Raw genomic sequence first — 20029 nt, 5'->3', positions numbered from 1 at the left:
TTCGCGCCGGCTTGGCGGTGAGGTGAATGGACCGTTCGTCCCGCCTATCGCGGTGAACGGTCCGTTCACCCCGGCTCAGCCGAGCACCGGGTCCCAGTCGGAGGACAGCCGGGCCAGGGACGTGCCGAGGCCGGTGGGGCCGGGGAGCACGCGCCTGGTCAGGCCGACCGGGATGTTGTGGCGCAGCTCCGAGTCGAAGTACCGGCGGCATTCCCGGTGCCAGTTCAGGATTCCGGCCATCCAGTCCTGCAGCTCCGAGGCGTAGCGGGTGAGCGTCGCCCGCGCCTCGGCGTCCAGTTCCCGCTCCTCGAACAGCGCCGGCAGCTCGACCTCCACGGTGTGCTCGAACTGCTTCATCCGCGCGGTCATCAGGTCGTGCACGATGTCGAAGGCCCGGTCCTGCCCGCAGTCCAGGAAGTTCTGCACGACCAGCACCGCGTTGTGCACCTCGCCCTCGTACTCGATCTCCTTGCGGTACGAGAAGACGTCGTTGACCATCGTCGCGTAGTCGATCGCCGAGTTCTCCATGTTGCGGATCGTGCGCGTCCTATAGATCTCCGGCGGCACCGACTGCCCGTGCGAGAAGCGGGACAGGCTCATGGTGAGGTCCGAACCGAACGTCCGGCGCCGCATCTCGACGTAGTCGATCGGGTCCGGGATGTGGTTCTGGTGCTGGTTGTCCAGTTCCCACAGCCAGCTGTCGATCATGACCTCCACGGACTTCCGGAAGGCCCGGCGGGCTTCGGGCGGCATCGGGCCGGTCGTGCGCTCCCACAGGTCGGCCAGACCGCGTTCCAGCATGTTCACCGGGACGACCGGACTCGCGCCGTCGAGGGGGAGCAGTTCCTTCAGGCGGGCGTTCTGCGCCTTCGCGCCAGCCATGTTCCGCCCGTGGCCGAAGACCGACGGGTAGTAGTCGTCGCCGTAGGTGCCCCACGTCAGCCACGCCGCCGACAGGTTGAGCTCCTCGACGGTCGCATCGGGGTCGAGCCCGGCGGAGCAGTGCGGGAGGTCGTTGTCCCGCAGCATCTGCTCGGTCCACACCTGCGGCACGTCGTCGAACATGCCCATGGCGCGGGCCCATTCGACGTTGTGCTCCCGCGAGACGTCGAGGTGCGGGGACATCGACACCTCGTAGGGCATGTAGATCTCCCGGCGCGAGATCTCGCCGACGGGCTGGAAGGGGACCCGGGTGAAGCTGCGCATCCGTTGCGGCGCCGTCGAAAGCAGCGACGAGACGATGTGCGCCGCCGCGGTCCCGAACCCGTTCGGCCCGGCCAGCACGGTCGGCGTGCTCGATCCGTCCGGGTAGCGGCCGGACTGCATGTGCCACTCGTGGCCGCCGGACTGCCAGTCCTGCAGGCCCTTCACGTAGCCGAGGACGGCCAGCCGGCCGACCGGGTCGATGCCGTGCTCGTCGAGCAGGCGCGGCACCTCCGTCAGCGCGGTGTGCTCGAACTGGTGCAACCGAGAAGTGAGCAGGTCGTTGACCGCGTTCGCGGCCTCCTGCGTCGTGCAGTCGAGGAACTTCTCGAAGACCAGCACGCCGTTGCTCAGCTCGCCCTCGTCCTGCACCTCGCGCTCGTAGGAGAACAGGTCGTTGCGCAGGTGCACGGCGTCGGAGAACGTGTCGCGCAGCACCTCCATCGGGCGGGTCGCCGCGATCTCGGCCGGCACCTCCGCGCCCACGGCGTGCTCCACCAGGTTCGCCGACCACGGCGCGCCGCCCACCTTGCGGCGCATCTCCACGTACTCGATGGGATTGGACAGCCGGTTCTCGGAGATGTTGGCCAGTTCCCACAGCGATTCGTCCAGCAGGTGCTTGGTGTTCTCGGCGAACCGCCGCCGCCAGTCCGCGCTCATGGCAGGCACCGTGCGGGTCCACAGGTCGGCCAGGCCGCGTTCCACCGGGTTCGCCGGCTCCGCCGTGATCGGGCCCTCCACCGGCATGAACGCGGCCAGCCCGTCGAGGTACTCGCGGGCCCCGGCGAGGTCCGGATTCCGCTTGTACAGCTCGACGAAGTGGTCGTCGAAGTAGAACACCCACACGTACCAGTCGGTGATCAGGTCCAGCTCCGGGCCGTCCGCGTCCGGGTGCGTGTAGGCGCACAGCAGCGCGTAGTCGTGCCGGTCGAGGTCCGCCTCGTCCCAGATCGGCACGCCGTCCTGCGGCACGTCGATCATGTCCATCCGGTAAGCCCATGCCTTGCTGTGCTCTCGTGCCCGCTCCAGGTTCGGGTTCAGCCGGGCCGGGTAGGACAGGTAGAAGTCCGGCAGTCGGAAGGGCTGCATGGTTTCGCGCACCTGACCTCTCTGCGATGGTCGTCGACCCTGCGCACGAAACCAGCGTTGGCGGTGGCCGCCAATGCCTTCGGTGGGGTTACACACGATCGAGAACCGGTGTCGCCCGACCAGCCCAGCACGACGCTGCGTTGGGTCACGCCTTCCGCTCGTGCACGACCACGCCGTCGACCATCGTGAGGTCCACCCGGCACTGCCCGATCTCCCCTGGTGGCAAGGAGAACGGGTCGCGGTCGAGCACGACGAGGTCCGCGGCCTTGCCGACCTCGATGGTGCCGGTTTCGCCGTCCACGTGGTTCACCCAGGCGCTGCCCGCGGTGTAGGCGGCGAACGCATCCACGAGATCGAGCGCTTGTTCCGGCAGGAACGGCGCGTCGTCGGTGTCCGGTTCGCGCCGGTTGACCGCCACGTGCACCGCCTGCACCGCATCGGCGTCGGACACCGGCCAGTCGCTGCCCGCGGCCAGCACCGCGCCCGCGGCGCGCAGCGACCGGAACGGGTACTGCCAGCCGGCGCGCCGATGTCCCAGGTGCGGCACGGTCAACTCGGTCATCGCGGCGTCGTTGACCGCCCACCGGGGCTGGATCGTCGCGACGACACCGAGTTCGTGGAACCGCGGGATGTCGCTGGGGTGCACGACCTGCACGTGGGCGATCTGGTGACGCAGGTGCCGCCCGGGGGCGGCGGCGAGCGCGTCCAGCACGTCGCGCACCGCGCGGTCGCCGATCGCGTGGAAGTGCAGCTGGAACCCGTCGGCGGCGAGCTCGGGAACCACCTTGGCGAGGACGTCGCGATCCACGAAGGACATTCCGCGGCCGTGGCCGCCCAGGTACGGGAGTTGCAGCGCGGCGGTGAAGTTCTCGCACACGCCGTCCTGCATGATCTTCACCGCGTCGGCGCGGAACCGCCGCCCCCGCGCCCGCTCGCGCCGCTGCCGCAGCTCCTCGATCTGCTCCCGCCCGCGCCCGCGGTCCCACCACAGCGCGCCCCGGGCCTTACCGGTCAGCAAGCCCTGCCGGTCGGCCGCCAGGTAGGTCTCCAGCGTGTCGTCGTAGCCGAGGTACGGGCCGATGATCGCGTCGTGCCAGGACGTCACGCCGCACGAGTGCAGGTGGCGCTGGCCCTCCAGCAAGCCCGCGAGGTACTCCTGCGCGTTGGTCGGCGGCAGCACCCGCTCGACCAGGCGGGTGGCGCCCTCGTGCAAGGTCCCGGCCGGTTCGCCGTCGGCGTCACGCTCGATCCGGCCGTCCGGCGGGTCCGGGGTGTCGCGGTCGACGCCCGCCAGCTGCAGCGCCGCGGAGTTCACCCACGCGCCGTGGTGATCGCGGTTGAGCAGGTACGCCGGCCGGCCGCCGGTCACCGAGTCCAAGGCAGCGCGGTCGGGCGTGCCGCCCGGGAACTGGCCCATGTCCCAGCCGCCGCCGAGCACCCAGCCCGCCTCCGGCCGGAACTCGGCGATGAGCCGCAGGCATTCGGCCGCATCGAGGCAGTCGGAGAGGTCGCAGCGAAGCCGTTCGATGCCGCCGTACACCGGGTGCACGTGCGCGTCGTGGAAGCCGGGCAGCAGCAACCGGCCGTCGAGGTCGATCACCTCGGTCGCCGGGGTCAGCCGGGCGCGCACGGCCGCGTCGCCGACGGCCGCGATCCGGCCGTCGCGCACGGCGACGGCATCGGTGAACGAGCGGGCGGCGTCCATTGTGGCCACCGGCCCGCCCGCGAAGACGACTTCGCGCATGCCCGGATTGTCGCAGGACCGCGCCCCGGGGCGGCCGAAGCGGGCGGAGGAGGTCGTGAGTGGTTTTGGCCGCCATGGCGACTGTTGCCACTCACGACCGTCGTCAGATGCGCTGTTCTCCGGTGATGACCGCGACCGCCTGCTCGCGGACGGGCTCGCCGACGTCCGGGACCTGGAAGCCACGGCTGCGGATGTGCGCCACCAGCTCCGACTCGGGGGCGACGCCGTGCTGGCGGAGGTAGTAGCCGACCGCGCCGGGCCAGATCCAGCTGCCGTCGGTGTGGAAGGTCATCGGCACCGCCGGGCTGCGGTGCGGGTCCAGCCGGTCGGTGTCGTAGCTGCGCGCGGCCAGCACGATCGGCGCCCCCTCCAGGTATTCGGCCACCTGGTCGCGCTCCGCCGGGTCCAGCTCCGGCCGCTCGGTGATCGGCCGCCCGCCGTCGTCGAAGACCTCGGCGGTGCGCAGGCCGGCCGGCCCGGTGCTCGGCGGGGCCAGCCAGTCCGGCGTGGCGGCGGCGGGCCGCGGGTAGCGGCGAAGCTCCTCGGCGAAGGCCTCCGGCGGGGGAGCGTTGCGCCAGCTGGGCTGGTAGTCGCCGTTGAAGTCGACGGTGTAGCTGCCGGGCCGCTGCAGCCGGTAGAGCGCGCTGACCCAGGTGCCGCGGTCGGGCTGGTACATGCCGTTGCGCAGCCGCAGGAACAGCTCGGCGACGTCGATGGGGACGGCGAGCGGGACGGCCGTGCCGTTGGGGGCGAGCAGCTGCGCGACGAGTTCGCGGTGGTCGCCGAGTTCGCGGTATTCGACGGTGGCTTCCTGCCAGCCCGGAGGCAGGGCGCGCACGACAACCCGGCCGATCTCCTGGATCAGCTGCTGCTGCGCGACCTCGTCCAGCGATCCCGGTCGGTCATGGGGTCCCGGTTGGCTCATTCCTGCATCCTCCCAGTCGCGCGGGAACCGTGGGAGTCGTTTCGGCCAAGATCGCACACCGGTTCGCGCGACGCAGTCGTACGTCGTGCCCGGAAGCTTAGAACCCCACCGGGTGGGCGGTCGCGGCCGAGTTGATCACGTTTCCGCACCTCATGGAGCCGCCCCGAACCCGCAGGTAACCGGGAGATACGCACCCGTTCCGGCGACGTAACCGCAGATTGTTGACAATCCGACGACGTGGCGTTTAATTTCGAGCCATTCCGGCCGTATGTGGGAGGTGGGCTATGCGAACCGAGTCCTTCCGCAACCCCCGCCCGGCCCGATGGTTGTCTTCTTCCTCGCTCTGGCTGCGACATCACTGACCGACTCCTTCGGCAGTGGCCGGTGACCGTCGCGGGTGCCCCGCGGGTCGCCTGAACATCGTTTCCCGATGAAATCCGGGCGTGCGCGCCCGCGTCAGGTATGCGCTCTGAGAGGAGGTTCGGCCCGTGGTATTCGTCGACCGCGACCCGCTGATGAGGGTGATCTGGACGGACTCGGTAACCGGCTGCAACGGTTACCTGGTCGTGCACAGCCTCGTGTCCGGTCTCGCCACCGGCGGGACTCGGATGCGTGCCGGTTGCACGCTGTCCGAGGTGGAGGCGTTGGCCCGTGGCATGGCGCGCAAGACAGCCGTGTTCGACCTGCCGGTCGGCGGCGCCAAGGGCGGGATCGACTGCGATCCGAAGGATCCCGCCGCCCGCGGCGTGCTGAGCCGCTTCCTGCAGGCGATGCGGCCGTGGGTGGACGCGCACTGGGTGACGGCCGAGGACCTCGGGGTGCCGCAGCACCTGATCGACGATGTGTTCGCCGAGCTCGGGCTGCACCAGTCGTACCACGCGGCGATCCGCCGGTCGCCCGACGCGGAGCGCACGCTGCGCCGCGTCCGCGCCGGGCTCAACGCGCCGGTGCCGGGCGGCCTTCTGCTCGGCGACGTGGTCGGCGGCTACGGCGTCGCGCAGAGCTGCCTGGGTGTCGTGCACGCCCGCGGCTGGGCGGAGGCGGAGACCACTGTGGCCGTGCAGGGCGTCGGCACGATGGGCGGCGGCGCGGCCTACTACCTGCACGAGGCAGGGCTGAAGGTCGTCGCGCTGGCCGACGCGGCGGGCACGCTGTGGCACCCGGACGGGCTCGATGTCCCGGCATTGCTGGAAACCCGCGACCGATTCGGCGAGATCGACCGGGCCCAGGTGCCCCCGGACGTCGAGCAGCTGCCACGCGAAGCCGTCCTCTCCGCCGAGGTCGACGTGCTGATCCCGGCGGCGGTCTCGTTCACCATCAAGGCGCCGCAGGTGCCGGAGGTCAACGCGAAGGTGATCATCGAGGCGGCGAACACCCCGGTCACCGAGGACGCCGAGGAAATGCTCGCTACGCGCGGGATTCCGGTGATCCCGGACTTCGTGGCCAACGCCGGCGCCGTGGCCTGGGCGTGGTGGCTGCTGCTCGGCCGAGTCGACGCCGACCCGGTGCTGTCCTTCCAGGTGTTGCGCGAGGAGATGCTGGCCAAGATCCCGCCGCTGCTGGCGGCTTGGGAGACCGAAGGCCTCACGCCGCGCGCCGCGGCGCTGCGGCTCGCGGAGCTCCGCAGCGAGCAGAACCGCGCCGCCGAGGAGAGCGGGCAGGGTTTGCTCAGCATCCCCTGACACCTGCGGTTTTCGACCCGCAGCGGCTGCGGGTTGCACACGTCGTTCACGCACTGCGATCGATGTGTGACAACCCGCAGTCCGAGTGCTAGCGTTTGCGATGGTTGCAGTTTTGGTCCTAGCAGTACTGGAAAAGTGCCTGCCAGAACGCAGGCGCTTTTTTTGTGCCGTGGTGTTCCGGCCGCGCCGGGCACCGGGTGATCAGCTCGGCGACCGGGGGTCTGCGAAGTGTGGACCCTGGCCAGCAGAATCAGGAGAAACAGGGAATGGCTACCGGTACGGTGAAGTGGTTCAACGCGGAGAAGGGCTACGGGTTCATCACCCCCGACGGCGGTGGCGCTGACGTCTTCGCCCACTACTCCGCGATCCAGTCCACCGGTTTCCGCACGCTGGAGGAACAGCAGCGGGTGGAGTTCGAGATCGCTCAGGGGCCGAAGGGGCCGCAGGCCGCGGACATCCGCGCGGTCTGAACGGGATCGTGCCCTACGGGCATGACGACGCATCGGAGATAGCTCTGATGCCGCCTCCGATGGGGCGGCAGTACCGGGCCGCCTGCGGTGCCGGTCTGCCGCCGAGGAGGACGGCCTTTTCACCCGTTGAGGGGTACGTCGCCGGGGTAGGCTTCCAGCCCGCTGACGTTTAACCCGGTGCGAGGTCGATGTGCCCCTGCGTGTGGTTGTCGCCGGTGCGACCGGCGTTGTCGGGAGAACCCTGCTGCCGTTGTTGCGGGATCGCGGTCATCATGTGACCGCGCTAGTCCGGCACGCGGACCGACTTGATGGTGCGGTTGCGGTCGACGACGTCGCCGTCGCCGATGTGCTGGATCCGCCGCAATTGCGCCGGGAGCTGGCCCGCGTGGAGCCGGAAGTGGTCATCGACCAGACGTCCGGTTTCGGTGGTGCGGACCCGGATGAGGGCCTGCGCCGGACCGCGCTGCTGCGCGAGAACGGATCGAGGAACCTGGTCGACGCCGCCGTGGCGGTCGGTGCGCGGCGCATCATAGGGCAGAGCATGACCGCCGCCTATCGTCCGCACGGGCACGACGTGCTGGACGAAGAATCTCCACTGTGGACGGAAGCACCGGGCTGCTGGGGTGACGCGGTGCGCGCCTTTGCGGCGATGGAAGAAGCGGTGCTGACCCGCCCGGACATCGAGGGCGTCGCGCTGCGCTACGGCGCGCTCTACGGCCCGGACACCCAGTACGCGCCGGGCGGCGCGATCCACGCGCGGGTGTGCGGCAGCGAACTGCCGCTGGTGGACGACGGCGTGGGCCTGACGTCGTTCACCCACGTCGACGACGCGGCCGGGGCGGTGCTCGAACTGCTCACCAAGGGCGAGCCCGGCACCTACAACGTGGTGGACAACGAGCCGGCCGAATCGGCGGAATGGCTCCCGGCCTACGCGCGGATGGCCGGCGGCCCGGCCCCGGTGTCGCTGACCATGGATCAGGCTCGGACCCAGCTGGACTGGCTGACCGTGCACCAGCTGACCGAGCAGCGCGGCGCCACCAACTTCCGGTTGCGCGAGACGCTGGGCTGGCGGCCGGCGTGGCCGAGCTGGCGGGAGGGCTTCGCCTCGTTGTTCGGCCTCTGGGCGGGCTGAGACTGGGATCCCCGACTCATGTGCGTCGCGGGGCTGGGAGATCCGGGGTGGCACGGGTTAGGTTCAGAGGTAAGACCATGCCCCCCGAGGTCGGAGACGAGAGCAACCGATGACCGCCACTGACGTGCACCCGCTGCGAGAACTGCTGCCCGACGGCAGCGTTTTCGACGACGCCGACGTGCTGGAGGCCCACCGCAGGGACCGGGCCACCTTCTGCCCGGCCGGGACGCCGTCGGTGCTGGTCCGCGCCCGGTCCACTGAGGACGTTGCGACGACCTTGAGGTGGGCGCACGAGAACCGGGTCCCGGTGGTGCCGCAGGGCGCCCGCTCCGGGCTCTCCGGCGCGGCCAACGCCATCGACGGCTGCATCCTGCTGTCGCTGGAGAAGATGGACGCCATCCTCGAGATCGACACCGGGGAGCAGATCGCGGTCGTGCAGCCCGGCGTGGTCAACGGCGTGTTCGCGGCGAAGGCGGCCGAGCACGGGCTGTTCTACCCGCCCGACCCCGGCTCCCGCAGCATCTCGACCATCGGCGGCAACGTGGCCACCAACGCCGGCGGCATGTGCTGCGTGAAGTACGGCGTGACCGGCGACTTCGTGCGCGGCCTGGAGGTGGTGCTCGCCGACGGCCGGGTGATGCGCACCGGCCGCCGCACCGCCAAGGGCGTCGCCGGCTACGACCTGACGCGGCTGCTCGTCGGCTCCGAGGGAACCCTCGGCGTGGTCACCGAGATCACCGTCGCGCTGCGGCCCGCCACCGCGCAACCGCTGACCGCGGTCGCGTTCTTCCCGACCATCGCCGACGCGGCACGCACCGTGGCCGGGTACCTCGGGGAGGGCTACCGGCCGTCGGTGCTGGAGTTCATGGACGCCCCGACGGTGCACGCGGTGCAGCGCATCGCCGACCTCGGCTTCCCCGACGGCGTGGCGGGGATGCTGCTCGTGCAGTCAGATCGCGGCGACGCCGCGCCTGGCGACCTGGCGGCCTTCGAGCGGGTGGCCCGGTCCTTCGCCGCCACCGAGGTGGTCGTCGCCGATGACCCGGCCGAGGGCGAACTGCTGATGCAGGCCCGGCGGCTGGTCGGGGACGCGCACGAGAAGCTCGGCCTGGCGACGCTGGTCGACGACGTGTGCGTGCCCCGGCGGCGCCTGGTGGACCTGGTCGAGGGGCTGACCCCGATCGCCGAGCGGTACCGGGTGCAGGTGCTGTGCGCCGGGCACGCGGGGGACGGCAACATGCATCCGGTGGTGGCCTTCGACTCCAGCGACCCGGAGGAGTCGGCCCGCGCCCAGCAGGCGTTCGACGCGATCATGGCCCTGGGCCTGGAGCTCGGCGGCACCATCACCGGCGAGCACGGCGTCGGCCACCTGAAGCGGCGCTGGCTGGGCGAGGAACTCGACGAGGCGGGCCTGTGGACCCAGCAGGCGATCAAGAACGCCCTGGACCCCCGCCACATCCTCAACCCCGGCCGGGTCCTCCCCGACGCGGGGTGACCGCCGTTTTCGCGCGAAACCGCCATTCGGCAGGCGTGGCTGCGACGGTTTCGCGCGAAAACGGCGCATCTCCGGCCCGACGCGAAGCGCACGCCTCCTGCTGGGAGACGTCACTCGCGTCTCGGCCGGACGGAGGTCAGTCGTGGTCGTACGCGTCGTCGACCGGGACCGGGCGGTGCTGGTCGGCGAGGTCGGCCGGGTCGGCGTCGAGCGGAACCTCCAACTGCTCCGGCTCCTCCTCTTCGGGGATCTCCTCGGCCTGCCGGGCCTGCTCGGCGGCGTCGGCTTCCGGGGTTTCCGCGTTCATCGAGTCCTCCCGTCGATAGCTGGTCGGATCAACCGCCACGGTAACGAGCCCGGCCGCGCGGCGCGCGGCTCACGCCGACAACCGGGCCAGCCGGTCGCCCAGGTCGTGCAGCCGGGTGAGCCCCTCGATCCGGCGCAGCCACGATTGTGGCCACCCGGCGGCGCCGCGCAGCGCCCCGGCGAGCGCCGCCGCCATGCTGGCGATGGTGTCGGTGTCACCGCCCGCGCGGATGCACTGCCGCACGACGTCGACCGGGGCTTCGGCATGGGCTAGGAACGCCCACAGCGCCAGCGGCACCGAGTGCGTCGCCCGCACGTCGTTGCCGAGTTCGTCGGCGGCGCGGTGCGGGTCCCGGTGCCCGAGTTGCGCGGCGACGGAATGCAGCCGCCGCACCCATTCCGGTTCGTGGATCACGTGGGCCAGCTTCTCCAGGAACGATTCCGGGTCGAGCGGCCCGTGGTGGTGCAGGGCCAGGTACGCGCTGCACGCCTGCATCGCCGCTCCTTCCTGACCGTCCGGGTGGGCGTGGGTCACCGACGCCGCGCGCCGGCCCAGTTCCGCGGCTTGGTGGGCGCTTTGCGAGGCCAGCGCCACCGGAGCGCTGCGCATCGCCGCGCCGTTGCCGAAGGAACCCTGCCCGTGGCACACCGACACTGCCGCGTCCCGCCACGGCATGCCGGAGTCGAGCCGCTCGAACATCGCCGCCGCCGAGTCGGCGAACCCGCGCCACGGCTCGCGGGTCCAGGCGCAGGCCAGGGCGGCGGCCAGCTCGCCCTCGTCGAGCAGGTGCCCGCCTCGGCGGGCGCGTTCCAGCAGGTGTTCGGCCACGGCGATGGTCAGCGCGGTGTCGTCGGTGTAGCGCAGCTGGTGGGGGGCGCGTTCGAACTCCAGCAGCGCCAGCTCGGTGACCGACGGTTGGCCTTCGAACGCGGCCCCCATCGCGTCGCCGAGCCCGACTCCCGTGAACAGCCCGCGGGCGCGGTCGTGCGCCGGCGGGGGACCGGTCGAGTTCACCCGGGGCCTCCCGAGAACACAGGCGGTTGGTGTCAACGGTACGCCCGGAGCGGGTCGGCGAACGTGGTCAACTTCGCCCGCCGACCGGCGGCCGCCGGATAGTCTCTGCCGCGAAAGCGCTTTTCAACCCGGGAGTTCATGGTGGCGGTCGTCCTCGGCGCCTTGATCGTCTTGTCCGCGGTGGTCGCCCTGGTCGGCTGGCGGTGGCCGCGACGGCAACGCGACTCGCACCCAACCCTGTTGCGGCACCCCGGTTTCTGGCTGCTGGTGGTCACCGGCGCGATCTACCTGAACCAGGTGTTGTGCACGATCTACCTGATGCGCGTGTGGCACGGCGACCCGGAGTTCATCGCGCGCTACCTGCCGGCCGGCTGGTTCGCGCTGGCCGACGACAACCCGGTGCTCGCCTGGCTGGCCGGGGTGTGGCCGCGCCCGGAACTGCTGTCGTGGAGCCTGTTGCGGGTGCCGGCGCTGCTGGAACTGCCGTTCGTGCTGCTGGCGTACCTGACGATCTGCCGGTGGTTCGGGGCCGAGGTGTTCCGGCGGGTTCTGGTGTGGCCGGTGGCGGCGTCCTACACCGCGACGTTCTGCTTGATCGAGTGGTCGCTGGCCAACCCCTACACGGCCGAGGACATCGCGCTCCGCGTCGTGTCCGGGCTGGTGGCGCCGTGGCTCCTGGCGAGGTTGACCGCGGGTCGCCGGGAGCGGGTCGGCTCGGTGGCGGAGCTGGTCGCGTTCGTGGTTTCGGCTGCGGCGCTGGGCGTCCTGGTGCTGGCCGTTTACGACACCGCGTTGCTCTACAACCTCGGGCACCTCGCGGCAGCAGCGCCGGTGATGGCTGCGGCGGCCGGCGTGCTCGTCGTGGCGCGGCTGGTCGCGCGCCGGTTGCCGACCGCGCAGGCCGGGCCGGGCATCACGGCGGTCAGCGCGTCGCTCGGCTGGTTCCTGGTGTTCTTCTTCGCGCCCGCACTGCCGATCCGCTACGGGATCTCCTTCGGCACTCCGATGTTGTCGGCGACGGTCGGCTTGATCACCATCGCCGCCGCGGTGGTCTGCGGCGTGCACGAAGCGGCTCGCGGCTCGGCGATGTCGTGGCGGGTCCGGGCCGTCGAGCTGGTCTTGGCGGCGGCGGTGGGCGCGGCGGCGGCGTGCGCCGGATTCCTCGCCACGGGCGGATATCCCGAGGCCCGGCTGCTCGCCGCCGCCGGCGCGTTCTTCGTCGTGGCCATCGCGGTGTGCGCGGCGCTGGACCGGGTCGTCGCCGCCAGGTGAGCGGGACTCCGGGGAGTCCCGCTCACGCTCAACCGATGGACCGCCCCGCGTACTCCGGAGGCTGCTCGGTCAGCGCGGCGAACCGCTCGGCGATCGCCGCTGGGAACGGCGTGGTGCCGCCCTGCCCGCCGTCGACGTGCAGCGCCATGATCTCCTCGGTCGCCACCACCGTGCCGCCGACCGCCATCTCGTGACAGATGCGCACCTTCTTCGCGCCGGTGCCCACGATGCGGCTGGTGACCACGAGTTCCGAATCGGGCCCGACCTCGCGCAGGTAGCGCACGTGCGCCTCGACCGTGTACAGCGAGCACCCGGTGTCGGCGCGGTACGCCGCGTCGAGCCCGACCTGGTCCATGACCGCGTCGGTGGCGAAGCCGAACACCAGCACGTAGTACGCCTCGCTGAGGTGACCGTTGTAGTCGATCCACTCTGGACGGACGCGCTCCCGGTGCTCCCGAAGCCCGGTCACGGCTTGCCGTTCCGCACGCCGTCGATCGCGCGCATCACCGCGATCACCGCCCGGTCGCGGTCGGCGACGAGCTCGGCGATGCTGCGGCCGTCGGCGGCTTCTTCGCAGCCCTGGACCATGGCGTCGCGCAGCTCGTCGGTGAGCTCCGGTGCCTCCAGCCGGGTCCACGGCGACTTCAGCGACGGGCCGAAGTGGTCGAGCATGTGCGCCATGCCGCCTTCGCCGCCGGCGAGGTGGAAGGTCAGGCACGGACCGAGCAGCGGCCAGCGCAGGCCGGGCCCCTCGGTGATCGACGCGTCGATCTGCGCGGGCGTGGCCTCGCCGTTGGCGACCATGTGCAGCGCCTCGCGCCAGATCGCCTCCTGCAGCCGGTTGGCGATGAAGCCCGGCACCTCGCGGTCCATGGTGATCACGGACTTGCCTGCGACCTCGAAGAACTCAGCGGCCCACTGCACCGCCCACGGCTCGGTCCGCTCGCCGCCGACGACCTCGACCAGCGGGATGAGGTAGGGCGGGTTGAACGGGTGCCCGACCACGAGCCGCTGCGGCGTCGGGCAGTCCACCTGCATCTCGGTCATGCCGTAGCCGGAGGTGGACGACGAGATCACGACGCCCGCCGGGGTCGCGGCGTCGATGCGGGCCAGCAGATCCCGTTTGAGGGCAAGGTCTTCCGGCGCGCTCTCCTGCACGAACTCGGCCTCGGCGACGGCGTCTTCCAGCGTCGGGGCGATGACGAGGTTGTCGCGGGAGGCGCGGTCGGCGAGCCCGAGCTCCATGAGGGCGGGCCACGCGGCGTCGACCAGGCGGCGCAGCTTGGCCTCGAAGCCGGACGCGGGATCCCACGCGGTCACCTGGTAGCCGCGCGCCAGGAAGTGCGCGACCCAACCGCCGCCGATGACACCGGCACCGATGCACGCGACCCGCCGCACCGCCGCGGGGGAGGGGGTGTTCTCGTTCAACTTGGGGAGTTCCTTTTCGAGGTCGTCTTCGATGCGCGGCTGCAGCCGCTCACGTCGTGGAACGGGCGATTTCGAGCGAAATCGCCAGGCCCTACGGAACGTTCGACGTCAACGCTTCTGGAGGCCGAGCTGCTCTCGGGCCTGGTCCGGGGTGGCGACCTTCATGCCCATGCCTTCGACGATCGTCACCGCGCGCTCGACCAGCTGTCCGTTGGTGGCCTTCACACCCCGGCTCAGGTAGAGGTTGTCCTCCAGGCCGACTCGGACGTTGCCGCCCAGCGCGGCGGTGAGGCCGACCCAGCGCAGCTGGTCGCGGCCGATGGCGAAGCTCGCCCAGTTCGCGCCGGCGGGCAGCATGTTCACCATCGCCTGCAGCAGGCCCGGGTCCGGCGGGGCACCCCACGGGATGCCCGCGCACAGCTGGAACAGCGGCGGGGCGTCGATCAGCCCTTCCTCGATCAGCTTGGTGGCGAACCACAGGTTGCCGGTGTCGAAGATCTCCAGCTCAGGCTTGACGCCCAGCTCCTGGATCCGCTTGGCGCCGGCGCGCAGCATGTCCGGGGTGGAGATGTAGAGCTGGCTGCCCTCGCCGAAGTTCAGCGAACCGCAGTCCAGCGTGCAGATGTCCGGCAGCAGCTCCTCGACGTGCGGCAGCCGCTCCAGGCCGTTGACCAGGTCGGTGCCGTCCACCGGCTTGAGCGGGTCGTCGGCGTCGATGACCAGGTCGCCGCCCATCCCGGCGGTCAGGTTGATGACCACGTCGATGCCGGTTTCCTTGATCCGCTCCACCACCTCGCGGTAGAGCGAGACGTCGCGGGAGCCCTGCCCGGTCTCGATGTTGCGGACGTGGATGTGCACCACGGCCGCGCCGGCCTCGGCGGCCTCGACCGCGGACTTCGCGATCTGCTCCGGGGTGACCGGGACGAACTCGCTCTTGCCGGTGGTGTCACCGGCGCCGGTGAGCGCGGCGGTGATGATCACTTCGTTGCCCATCGGGCTCTCCCTTCCATGGGTGCGGCTGATCGCCCGGGCACGCCGTGATCCGCGCCCGGGTGGGTTCTTCGGGTGTCAGTGGCGGACGATCTCGCGCTCGACGAACTCGCGCAGCACGCGGCGCATCCGCTCCACCGACCGGCCGGGCCGCCCCGCGAGGACCTGGATGCCCAGCCCGTCGATGAGCGCGGTGAGCGTCACGGTGAGCTCTTCGGCGTCGGTGTCGGTGAACACGCCCTGCTGCTGGCCCTGTCGGATGGTGCGGGCGATCGTGTCGTGCCAGCGGGTGTAGGAATCGTTGTGCAGCACCTGGAGATCCGGGTTCAGGGCGCTCTCGGTCCACACCTGGAGCCAGATCGACCACTCCGCGCGCAGCAGGCCCGGGGTGGGCAGCTGGAGTTCGACCAGCCGCAGCAGGCGTTCGTGCGCGTCCTCGATGCTGTGCAGCTCGGCGACCTGCCGGTCGAAGGCCAGTCGCACCGAGTACCGCAGGGTCTCGGTGAGCAGGTCGTTGCGGCCGGGGAAGTAGTAGTGGATCGTCGCGGCGCTGGTGCCGCAGGCCTTGGCGACATCCGCGATCCGCACCGAGTGGTAGCCGCGCTCGGCGACCAGCGTCCAGGCGGCGTCGAGGATCTGCTGGTACCGGCCCGCCTCGCGGAGGTCGCCGGGTTCGCGCTCGGGCCGCGCGGTGCGCTGCGGCGCGGCGGCCACCGCCTCGACGTCGGCGCCGCCGTAGATCAGCCAGTTCACCGTGACGCCGGTGAGCTCGGCGATGCGGGTGAGCTCGATCGGCGTGAACCGGCGGGTGCCGGTCAGCGACTTGGACAGCTTGGTCGGGTCGAGCCCGATCTGCTCGGCGAAGGCACGCTGGCTCCCCGGGTACTTGCGCAACGCATCGCGCACTCGCTGGCGCAACGCCGCAGTCGTGTCCTGCACGGGACGGAACGCTAACAGTCCATTGCGAGAATCGCAATTAGTCGGTGGTGTTGCGATCCGGTCGGGCTGCCGCCGATCGGGCCAACGTGCCTAGCCAATCGCCTGAATCGGGATCCCGGCGACGACCGGCGGGGAGTCGGACTGTGATTGATACGTCAGTAGGTCGCAATGTCGGGCCGGGCCGGATGGTGCGAGGGTAGTACGAACGTGCTGAGCTGGACCCGTGAACCACATCGAGCCGGCGACGACGACGGAGCGGCGGGAGAGCGCGCGGCGCTGGCGGGTGCTGGCCATCTGCCTGGTCGCCGGGTTCATGACCCTGCTCGACGTCAGCATCGTCAACGTCGCCTTGCCGTCGATCCAGCAGGGCCTGGACGCGCCGGCGGCGGCGCTGTCGTGGGTGGTCTCCGGCTACGCCCTGACCTTCGGGCTGGTCCTGGTGCCCGCCGGGAGGCTCGGCGACGACCGGGGCCGCAGCCGGATGTTCCTGCTGGGGCTGGGTGCGTTCACGGTGGCCAGCGCGCTGGCCGGGTTCGCCATGACGCCGCTGTGGCTGGTCATTGCCCGGTTGCTGCAGGGCGTCGCGGGCGGACTGCTCAACCCGCAGGTGCTCGGCCTGATGCAGCAGCTGTTCCACGGCCGCGAGCGCGGCAAGGCGTTCGGCCTGTTCGGCGCGGTGGTGGGCATTTCGACGGCGATCGGCCCGCTGCTGGGCGGCCTGATCATCCAGCTCGCGGGGCAGGAGAACGGCTGGCGCTGGGTGTTCTTCGTGAACCTGCCGATCGGTGTCGCGGCGGTGCTCTACGGGCTGAAGGTGCTGCCTCGCGACGGCGCGCGCGAGCAGTCCCGCAGCCTCGACCTCGTGGGGGTGCTGCTGCTCGGCGGTGGCCTGCTGTGCCTGCTGCTGCCGCTGGTCGAGCAGGAGGGCGGTGCGCCGTGGTTCCTGCTGATCGTCGCCGTCGTGCTGCTGGCGCTGTTCGTGGCATGGGAGCACTGGTACCGGGTGCGGGGTCACTCGCCGCTGGTGAACCTGCGGCTGCTGAAGATTCGCAGCTACTCGTTCGGCGCGACGCTGGGCCTGCTGTACTTCGCGGGGTTCACCAGCATCTTCTTCGTGCTGGCGGTGTACTTCCAGCGCGGGCTGGGCTACTCGGCGCTGCAAGTGGGACTCGCGCTGACGCCGTTCGCAGTGGGGTCGGCGGTGGCGTCGGCGCTCGGCGGCCGGATCGTATACCGGATGGGCCGCCGCCTGGTGATCATCGGCCTGGCAGCGGCGCTGCTCGGCCTGCTGGCGACGGATCTGTTGCTGGCCATGCACCCGGGTGAGGCGGCGGGGCTGGTGACGGCGCTGCCGCTGCTGGTCGCCGGAATCGGGAGCGGCCTGGTGATCTCGCCGAACCAGACGGTGACGCTCAGCGAAATCGACGCGGCGCACGGCGGAACGGCGGCAGGCGTCCAGCAGACGGGCCAGCGCATCGGCTCGGCGGTGGGCACGGCGGCGGCCTCCGGCCTGTTCTTCGGGACGCTGACGACCAGTGGCTTCGACGCGGCGATCTCGGACGGCCTGATCGTCTCGGTCGGCTTCGTCACGGCCGCCCTGGTCGTGGCCCTGGCCGAGGTCTTCCTGTTGCGCCGCCCCGCTGATCCGTCGGCCGGGGGCTGACGCCGAGAGCGGCCGATCCCCGGGCGAGCGTGCCAGAATCGCGGGATGCGGTGGGCGCCGGATCGAGAAGCGCTGCGCGGGCGCGTCGCTCTCGTCGCGGGGGCGACCCGGGGTGCCGGGCGGGGTATCGCGGCTGCGCTGGGGGAAGCCGGTGCGACCGTCATCTGCACCGGGCGCAGCAGCTCGACCGGCCGTGGCGGGTCGGACTACGACCGGGCCGAGACGATCGAGGAGACCGCCGAGGTCGTAACCCGCCTCGGCGGGGCCGGGATCGCGATGCAGGTCGATCATCTCGACGCGGAGCAGGTGCGCCGCCTGGGCGGACGCGTCCGGGCCGAGCACGGCCACCTCGACGTGCTGGTCAACGACATCTGGGGCGCGGAGCGGCTCAAAGGCGGGCCCGCCGACTGGAACACCCCGATCTGGGAGCACGATCTGGCGGCCGGCCTGCGCATCCTCCAGCTCGGCGTCGAGACGCACCTGATCACCTCGCACCACCTGTTGCCGCTGCTGATCACCAAGCCCGGCGGCCTGCTCGTCGAAGTCACCGACGGCACCGCCGCCTACAACGCTTCGAGGTACCGCATTTCGGTGTTCTACGACCTGGCCAAGGTCGCGGTGAACCGCCTGGCGTTCTCCCAGGGCCACGAACTCGCGCCGCACGGCGCAACGGCCGTCGCGATCACGCCGGGCTGGCTGCGCTCGGAGATGATGCTCGACAACTACGGGGTCACCGAAGCGAACTGGCGCGCCGCATTGGAACCCGACCGCGCAGATGGACGCCCGACTGCTCCGGATGGATTCGCCTCGTCGGAATCACCGCGCTACGTCGGCCGGGCGGTCGCGGCACTGGCCGCAGACCCGAACCGAGCGAGGTGGAACCAAAGCTCGGTCACCTCCGCCGAACTCGCCAGGGAGTACGGCTTCACCGACACCGACGGAACCCAACCGGACAGCTGGACCCAGCAGTACAGGACATGATCGCCATTTCAGCTGCTGGAGACCCGTGTGCACGTTGTGCTGCTATGACGACTGCTGCTATGACGACCAAAAGTACACACGGCCCGTGACCAGCTGAAACGCTACGCCTTTAAGGACGCCAGGAAAGTGCGCCAAGCGGCGGAGCCGAAGCTCAGCACGCCGTCCTCGGGAGCCTTTGAGTCCCGAACCCGCACGGAGCCGGCGAGCAACCGGACTTCGACGCAGTTGTCACTTGCTGCGGCGCTCCTCGAGCTCTTGAACCAACCGGTGTCCCGCGCAAGCCGTGGCATGGTCAGCCATCCTTCATGATTCTGTCGATCAGTTGTCGCGACTCCTGCGGACTCAAGGCGAGCTCGTGGAGCCGCTGGAAGACACGAAACATCGTCGCAGTATCGGCTTCGTCGTGGAAGTAGGTGGAGGGCCCGTAAACCACGTTCGCGAACGCCACCGGAGAGCCCTGACCGGCGAACTCGAACAGCGTGAAACCGCCTCCGCGAGCCGGATTCAGATAGCTTTCGGGAGACAGGATTTGGATGGTCAAGTCGTCGCGTTCGTCAATCAGGGCGAGCAGGTGTGCTAGCTGCTCGCGCATGACCCCCGGGTCTCCGACCCGTGCTCGAAGTGACTCTTCGGTGAGTATGAAAGCCATCTTCTTGCCCGTTGACGTGCTCAGCGTTCGTTGCTGACGATCAAGGCGGAACGCTACGCGTTGCTCGAGTTCGGCTTCTGATGAATCCCACCAGATCCCGTCGCCTTCGTTGATCAGGGCTCGGACGTACCGGGGTGTTTGCAACAGCCCTGGCACCATTCCGCACTCGTAGCTGCTGATCTCGGTGGCGCTGGCTTCGAGGTCGGCGAAGCGTTGGAAGGCTCCGGGGAGCAAGTCCGTGTAGGTGCGGCCCCGTTGGCGCTTGCGTGCCTGCGCGCCGAGGGCGAGCACCGTTTCGCGCTCGTCTCCGGATATGCCGTAGAAGTCCAGGAGGTCGACAAGATCTTCTCGGCTCAGCGTGCCCTTGCCGTCTTCCAACTCGACGATGCGGGAGCGGACTCGGCCGATCGCTTCGGCCGCCGCTTGCTGGGTCTTGCCGGATTCTTCGCGGATTCGGCGTAGTGCCAGGCCGAGTTGCCGTCGCTCCAGGGTTTGGCGGGCTCGCGCCATCGACGACCTCCACGATCTCGAAATACCCGATCAGGGACATGACCTAAACGCGACAGTCGCCCTAACCTTAAACGCGACGGTCGCGCTTGGCGACGGTCTGGTTGCAAGCAGTCACCCTAGTCGTCCACTGAGGAAGGTCGGGAGCATGGCCCTGTTGCACTACTCCGGGATATCCATCGACTCGTTCGTGGAGATGGAGGACGAGGTGCCGATGCGGTATGAGATCGATCGGCTCAACGACCTCGTGGTCCTCTACTGTGGACGGAACAGCGAGTACGTCCTCAGCATCGGCCGGGAGAACCTCGCCGCGCTGATCTCCCTCGGCGCGAAGGCGATCGAGGAGCTCACCGCGGCCTGAAGCGCCATTCGAAGTGGTGAAGGGCATCTTGGCCGGCTTCTCCGGTCGAAGGCGCCCTTCACTTCGAAGGGGACGGGTTGGCCAGGCGGGCGTGGCGGTGGCCGTAGAGGAAGTAGATCGCCAGGCCGAGGACCAGCCAGGCGCCGAAGCGGATCCAGGTGATGACGTCCAGGTTGGA

20 protein-coding genes are annotated in these 20029 nt (G+C 70.3%); 8 read left to right on the top strand and 12 right to left on the bottom strand.

Annotated features, from left to right (window positions below):
- Positions 1–75: 75 nt before the first annotated feature.
- The 3 genes from E1288_RS18530 to E1288_RS18520 all read right to left on the bottom strand — a co-directional run bounded on the left by E1288_RS18530 (position 76) and on the right by E1288_RS18520 (position 4961).
- Positions 76–2292: a terpene synthase family protein gene (locus tag E1288_RS18530; protein WP_132486724.1), complete on the bottom strand. Its 2217-nt coding sequence runs from the start codon at positions 2290–2292 to the stop codon at positions 76–78.
- A gap of 145 nt (positions 2293–2437) precedes the next feature.
- Positions 2438–4036, bottom strand: a complete 1599-nt coding sequence (locus E1288_RS18525; protein ID WP_132486722.1) for an amidohydrolase — start codon at positions 4034–4036, stop codon at positions 2438–2440.
- Positions 4037–4139: 103 nt separating this feature from the next.
- On the bottom strand, positions 4140–4961 hold the full coding sequence (locus E1288_RS18520; protein WP_132486720.1) for a hypothetical protein: 822 nt from the start codon (positions 4959–4961) through the stop codon (positions 4140–4142).
- A gap of 515 nt (positions 4962–5476) precedes the next feature.
- Here E1288_RS18520 and E1288_RS18515 point away from each other — a divergent pair.
- The 4 genes from E1288_RS18515 to E1288_RS18500 all read left to right on the top strand — a co-directional run bounded on the left by E1288_RS18515 (position 5477) and on the right by E1288_RS18500 (position 9740).
- Complete coding sequence (locus E1288_RS18515) at positions 5477–6643, top strand: Glu/Leu/Phe/Val dehydrogenase dimerization domain-containing protein (RefSeq protein ID WP_132486867.1); 1167 nt, start codon at positions 5477–5479, stop codon at positions 6641–6643.
- A gap of 266 nt (positions 6644–6909) precedes the next feature.
- The gene (locus E1288_RS18510; protein ID WP_093271248.1) at positions 6910–7113 is read left to right on the top strand and encodes a cold-shock protein; all 204 of its coding nucleotides are present in this window, start codon (positions 6910–6912) and stop codon (positions 7111–7113) included.
- Positions 7114–7303: 190 nt separating this feature from the next.
- Complete coding sequence (locus E1288_RS18505; RefSeq protein WP_235883643.1) at positions 7304–8245, top strand: NAD-dependent epimerase/dehydratase family protein; 942 nt, start codon at positions 7304–7306, stop codon at positions 8243–8245.
- 109 nt (positions 8246–8354) lie between these two features.
- Positions 8355–9740, top strand: a complete 1386-nt coding sequence (locus tag E1288_RS18500; RefSeq protein ID WP_132486718.1) for an FAD-binding oxidoreductase — start codon at positions 8355–8357, stop codon at positions 9738–9740.
- 136 nt (positions 9741–9876) lie between these two features.
- Here E1288_RS18500 and E1288_RS47005 read toward each other — a convergent pair whose 3' ends face one another.
- Both E1288_RS47005 and E1288_RS18495 read right to left on the bottom strand, forming a co-directional pair.
- Positions 9877–10047: a hypothetical protein gene (locus E1288_RS47005; RefSeq protein ID WP_165968166.1), complete on the bottom strand. Its 171-nt coding sequence runs from the start codon at positions 10045–10047 to the stop codon at positions 9877–9879.
- A 69-nt stretch (positions 10048–10116) separates the two neighbouring features.
- Positions 10117–11061 (bottom strand): ADP-ribosylglycohydrolase family protein, encoded by a 945-nt coding sequence (locus E1288_RS18495; protein WP_207954426.1) that lies wholly within the window; start codon positions 11059–11061, stop codon positions 10117–10119.
- 138 nt (positions 11062–11199) lie between these two features.
- Between E1288_RS18495 and E1288_RS47000 the strand changes: the two genes are divergently transcribed.
- Complete coding sequence (locus E1288_RS47000) at positions 11200–12333, top strand: hypothetical protein (RefSeq protein ID WP_165968165.1); 1134 nt, start codon at positions 11200–11202, stop codon at positions 12331–12333.
- Positions 12334–12361: 28 nt separating this feature from the next.
- Here the strand turns inward: E1288_RS47000 and E1288_RS18485 are convergent, their stop codons facing one another.
- The 4 genes from E1288_RS18485 to E1288_RS18470 form a co-directional block, all read right to left on the bottom strand.
- Positions 12362–12802 (bottom strand): thioesterase family protein, encoded by a 441-nt coding sequence (locus E1288_RS18485; protein ID WP_132486716.1) that lies wholly within the window; start codon positions 12800–12802, stop codon positions 12362–12364.
- Positions 12799–13761 (bottom strand): 3-hydroxyacyl-CoA dehydrogenase NAD-binding domain-containing protein, encoded by a 963-nt coding sequence (locus E1288_RS18480; RefSeq protein WP_132486714.1) that lies wholly within the window; start codon positions 13759–13761, stop codon positions 12799–12801. Before E1288_RS18480 ends, E1288_RS18485 begins: the two co-directional genes overlap by 4 nt.
- Before the next feature lie 108 nt (positions 13762–13869).
- On the bottom strand, positions 13870–14754 hold the full coding sequence (locus tag E1288_RS18475; RefSeq protein WP_132486712.1) for a BKACE family enzyme: 885 nt from the start codon (positions 14752–14754) through the stop codon (positions 13870–13872).
- 75 nt (positions 14755–14829) lie between these two features.
- Positions 14830–15690, bottom strand: a complete 861-nt coding sequence (locus tag E1288_RS18470) for a TetR/AcrR family transcriptional regulator (RefSeq protein WP_132486710.1) — start codon at positions 15688–15690, stop codon at positions 14830–14832.
- 223 nt (positions 15691–15913) lie between these two features.
- Between E1288_RS18470 and E1288_RS18465 the strand changes: the two genes are divergently transcribed.
- Together E1288_RS18465 and E1288_RS18460 are read left to right on the top strand one after the other, a co-directional pair.
- On the top strand, positions 15914–17353 hold the full coding sequence (locus E1288_RS18465; protein WP_235883642.1) for an MFS transporter: 1440 nt from the start codon (positions 15914–15916) through the stop codon (positions 17351–17353).
- Between the two features lie 45 nt (positions 17354–17398).
- Positions 17399–18334 carry an SDR family oxidoreductase gene (locus E1288_RS18460; protein WP_132486708.1) on the top strand — a complete coding sequence of 312 codons (936 nt, stop codon included), beginning with the start codon at positions 17399–17401 and terminating at the stop codon, positions 18332–18334.
- A 101-nt stretch (positions 18335–18435) separates the two neighbouring features.
- On the opposite strand, the gene E1288_RS18455 is transcribed toward E1288_RS18460, so the two are convergent.
- Positions 18436–18624, bottom strand: coding sequence for a DUF397 domain-containing protein (locus tag E1288_RS18455; protein ID WP_132486706.1), 189 nt, complete (start codon positions 18622–18624; stop codon positions 18436–18438).
- A 2-nt stretch (positions 18625–18626) separates the two neighbouring features.
- Entirely contained in the window at positions 18627–19493 is an 867-nt protein-coding gene (locus E1288_RS18450; protein ID WP_132486704.1) for a helix-turn-helix domain-containing protein, read from the bottom strand.
- A 145-nt stretch (positions 19494–19638) separates the two neighbouring features.
- On the opposite strand from E1288_RS18450, the gene E1288_RS18445 reads away from it, so the two are divergent.
- Entirely contained in the window at positions 19639–19851 is a 213-nt protein-coding gene (locus tag E1288_RS18445; protein WP_132486702.1) for a hypothetical protein, read from the top strand.
- A 58-nt stretch (positions 19852–19909) separates the two neighbouring features.
- On the opposite strand, the gene E1288_RS18440 is transcribed toward E1288_RS18445, so the two are convergent.
- Positions 19910–20014, bottom strand: a complete 105-nt coding sequence (locus tag E1288_RS18440) for an amino acid permease C-terminal domain-containing protein (protein ID WP_408013569.1) — start codon at positions 20012–20014, stop codon at positions 19910–19912.
- Between the last annotated feature and the right edge of the window lie 15 nt (positions 20015–20029).

It is taken from the genome of Saccharopolyspora elongata (assembly GCF_004348985.1).
Taxonomy (GTDB): Bacteria; Actinomycetota; Actinomycetes; order Mycobacteriales; family Pseudonocardiaceae; genus Saccharopolyspora; species Saccharopolyspora elongata.
This window is presented reverse-complemented; position numbering and strand designations above follow the sequence as displayed.

What these genes read in the sequence shown, in the direction of transcription:
- E1288_RS18460 (WP_132486708.1), top strand. Translation starts at nt 17,399, where the DNA reads ATGCGGTGGGCGCCGGATCGAGAAGCGCTGCGCGGGCGCGTCGCTCTC.
- E1288_RS18520 (WP_132486720.1), bottom strand. Translation starts at nt 4,961, where the DNA reads ATGAGCCAACCGGGACCCCATGACCGACCGGGATCGCTGGACGAGGTC.
- E1288_RS47005 (WP_165968166.1), bottom strand. Translation starts at nt 10,047, where the DNA reads ATGAACGCGGAAACCCCGGAAGCCGACGCCGCCGAGCAGGCCCGGCAG.
- E1288_RS18530 (WP_132486724.1), bottom strand. Translation starts at nt 2,292, where the DNA reads ATGCAGCCCTTCCGACTGCCGGACTTCTACCTGTCCTACCCGGCCCGG.
- E1288_RS18445 (WP_132486702.1), top strand. Translation starts at nt 19,639, where the DNA reads ATGGCCCTGTTGCACTACTCCGGGATATCCATCGACTCGTTCGTGGAG.
- E1288_RS47000 (WP_165968165.1), top strand. Translation starts at nt 11,200, where the DNA reads ATGGTGGCGGTCGTCCTCGGCGCCTTGATCGTCTTGTCCGCGGTGGTC.
- E1288_RS18515 (WP_132486867.1), top strand. Translation starts at nt 5,477, where the DNA reads ATGAGGGTGATCTGGACGGACTCGGTAACCGGCTGCAACGGTTACCTG.
- E1288_RS18450 (WP_132486704.1), bottom strand. Translation starts at nt 19,493, where the DNA reads ATGGCGCGAGCCCGCCAAACCCTGGAGCGACGGCAACTCGGCCTGGCA.
- E1288_RS18455 (WP_132486706.1), bottom strand. Translation starts at nt 18,624, where the DNA reads ATGCCACGGCTTGCGCGGGACACCGGTTGGTTCAAGAGCTCGAGGAGC.
- E1288_RS18475 (WP_132486712.1), bottom strand. Translation starts at nt 14,754, where the DNA reads ATGGGCAACGAAGTGATCATCACCGCCGCGCTCACCGGCGCCGGTGAC.
- E1288_RS18510 (WP_093271248.1), top strand. Translation starts at nt 6,910, where the DNA reads ATGGCTACCGGTACGGTGAAGTGGTTCAACGCGGAGAAGGGCTACGGG.
- E1288_RS18525 (WP_132486722.1), bottom strand. Translation starts at nt 4,036, where the DNA reads ATGCGCGAAGTCGTCTTCGCGGGCGGGCCGGTGGCCACAATGGACGCC.
- E1288_RS18500 (WP_132486718.1), top strand. Translation starts at nt 8,355, where the DNA reads ATGACCGCCACTGACGTGCACCCGCTGCGAGAACTGCTGCCCGACGGC.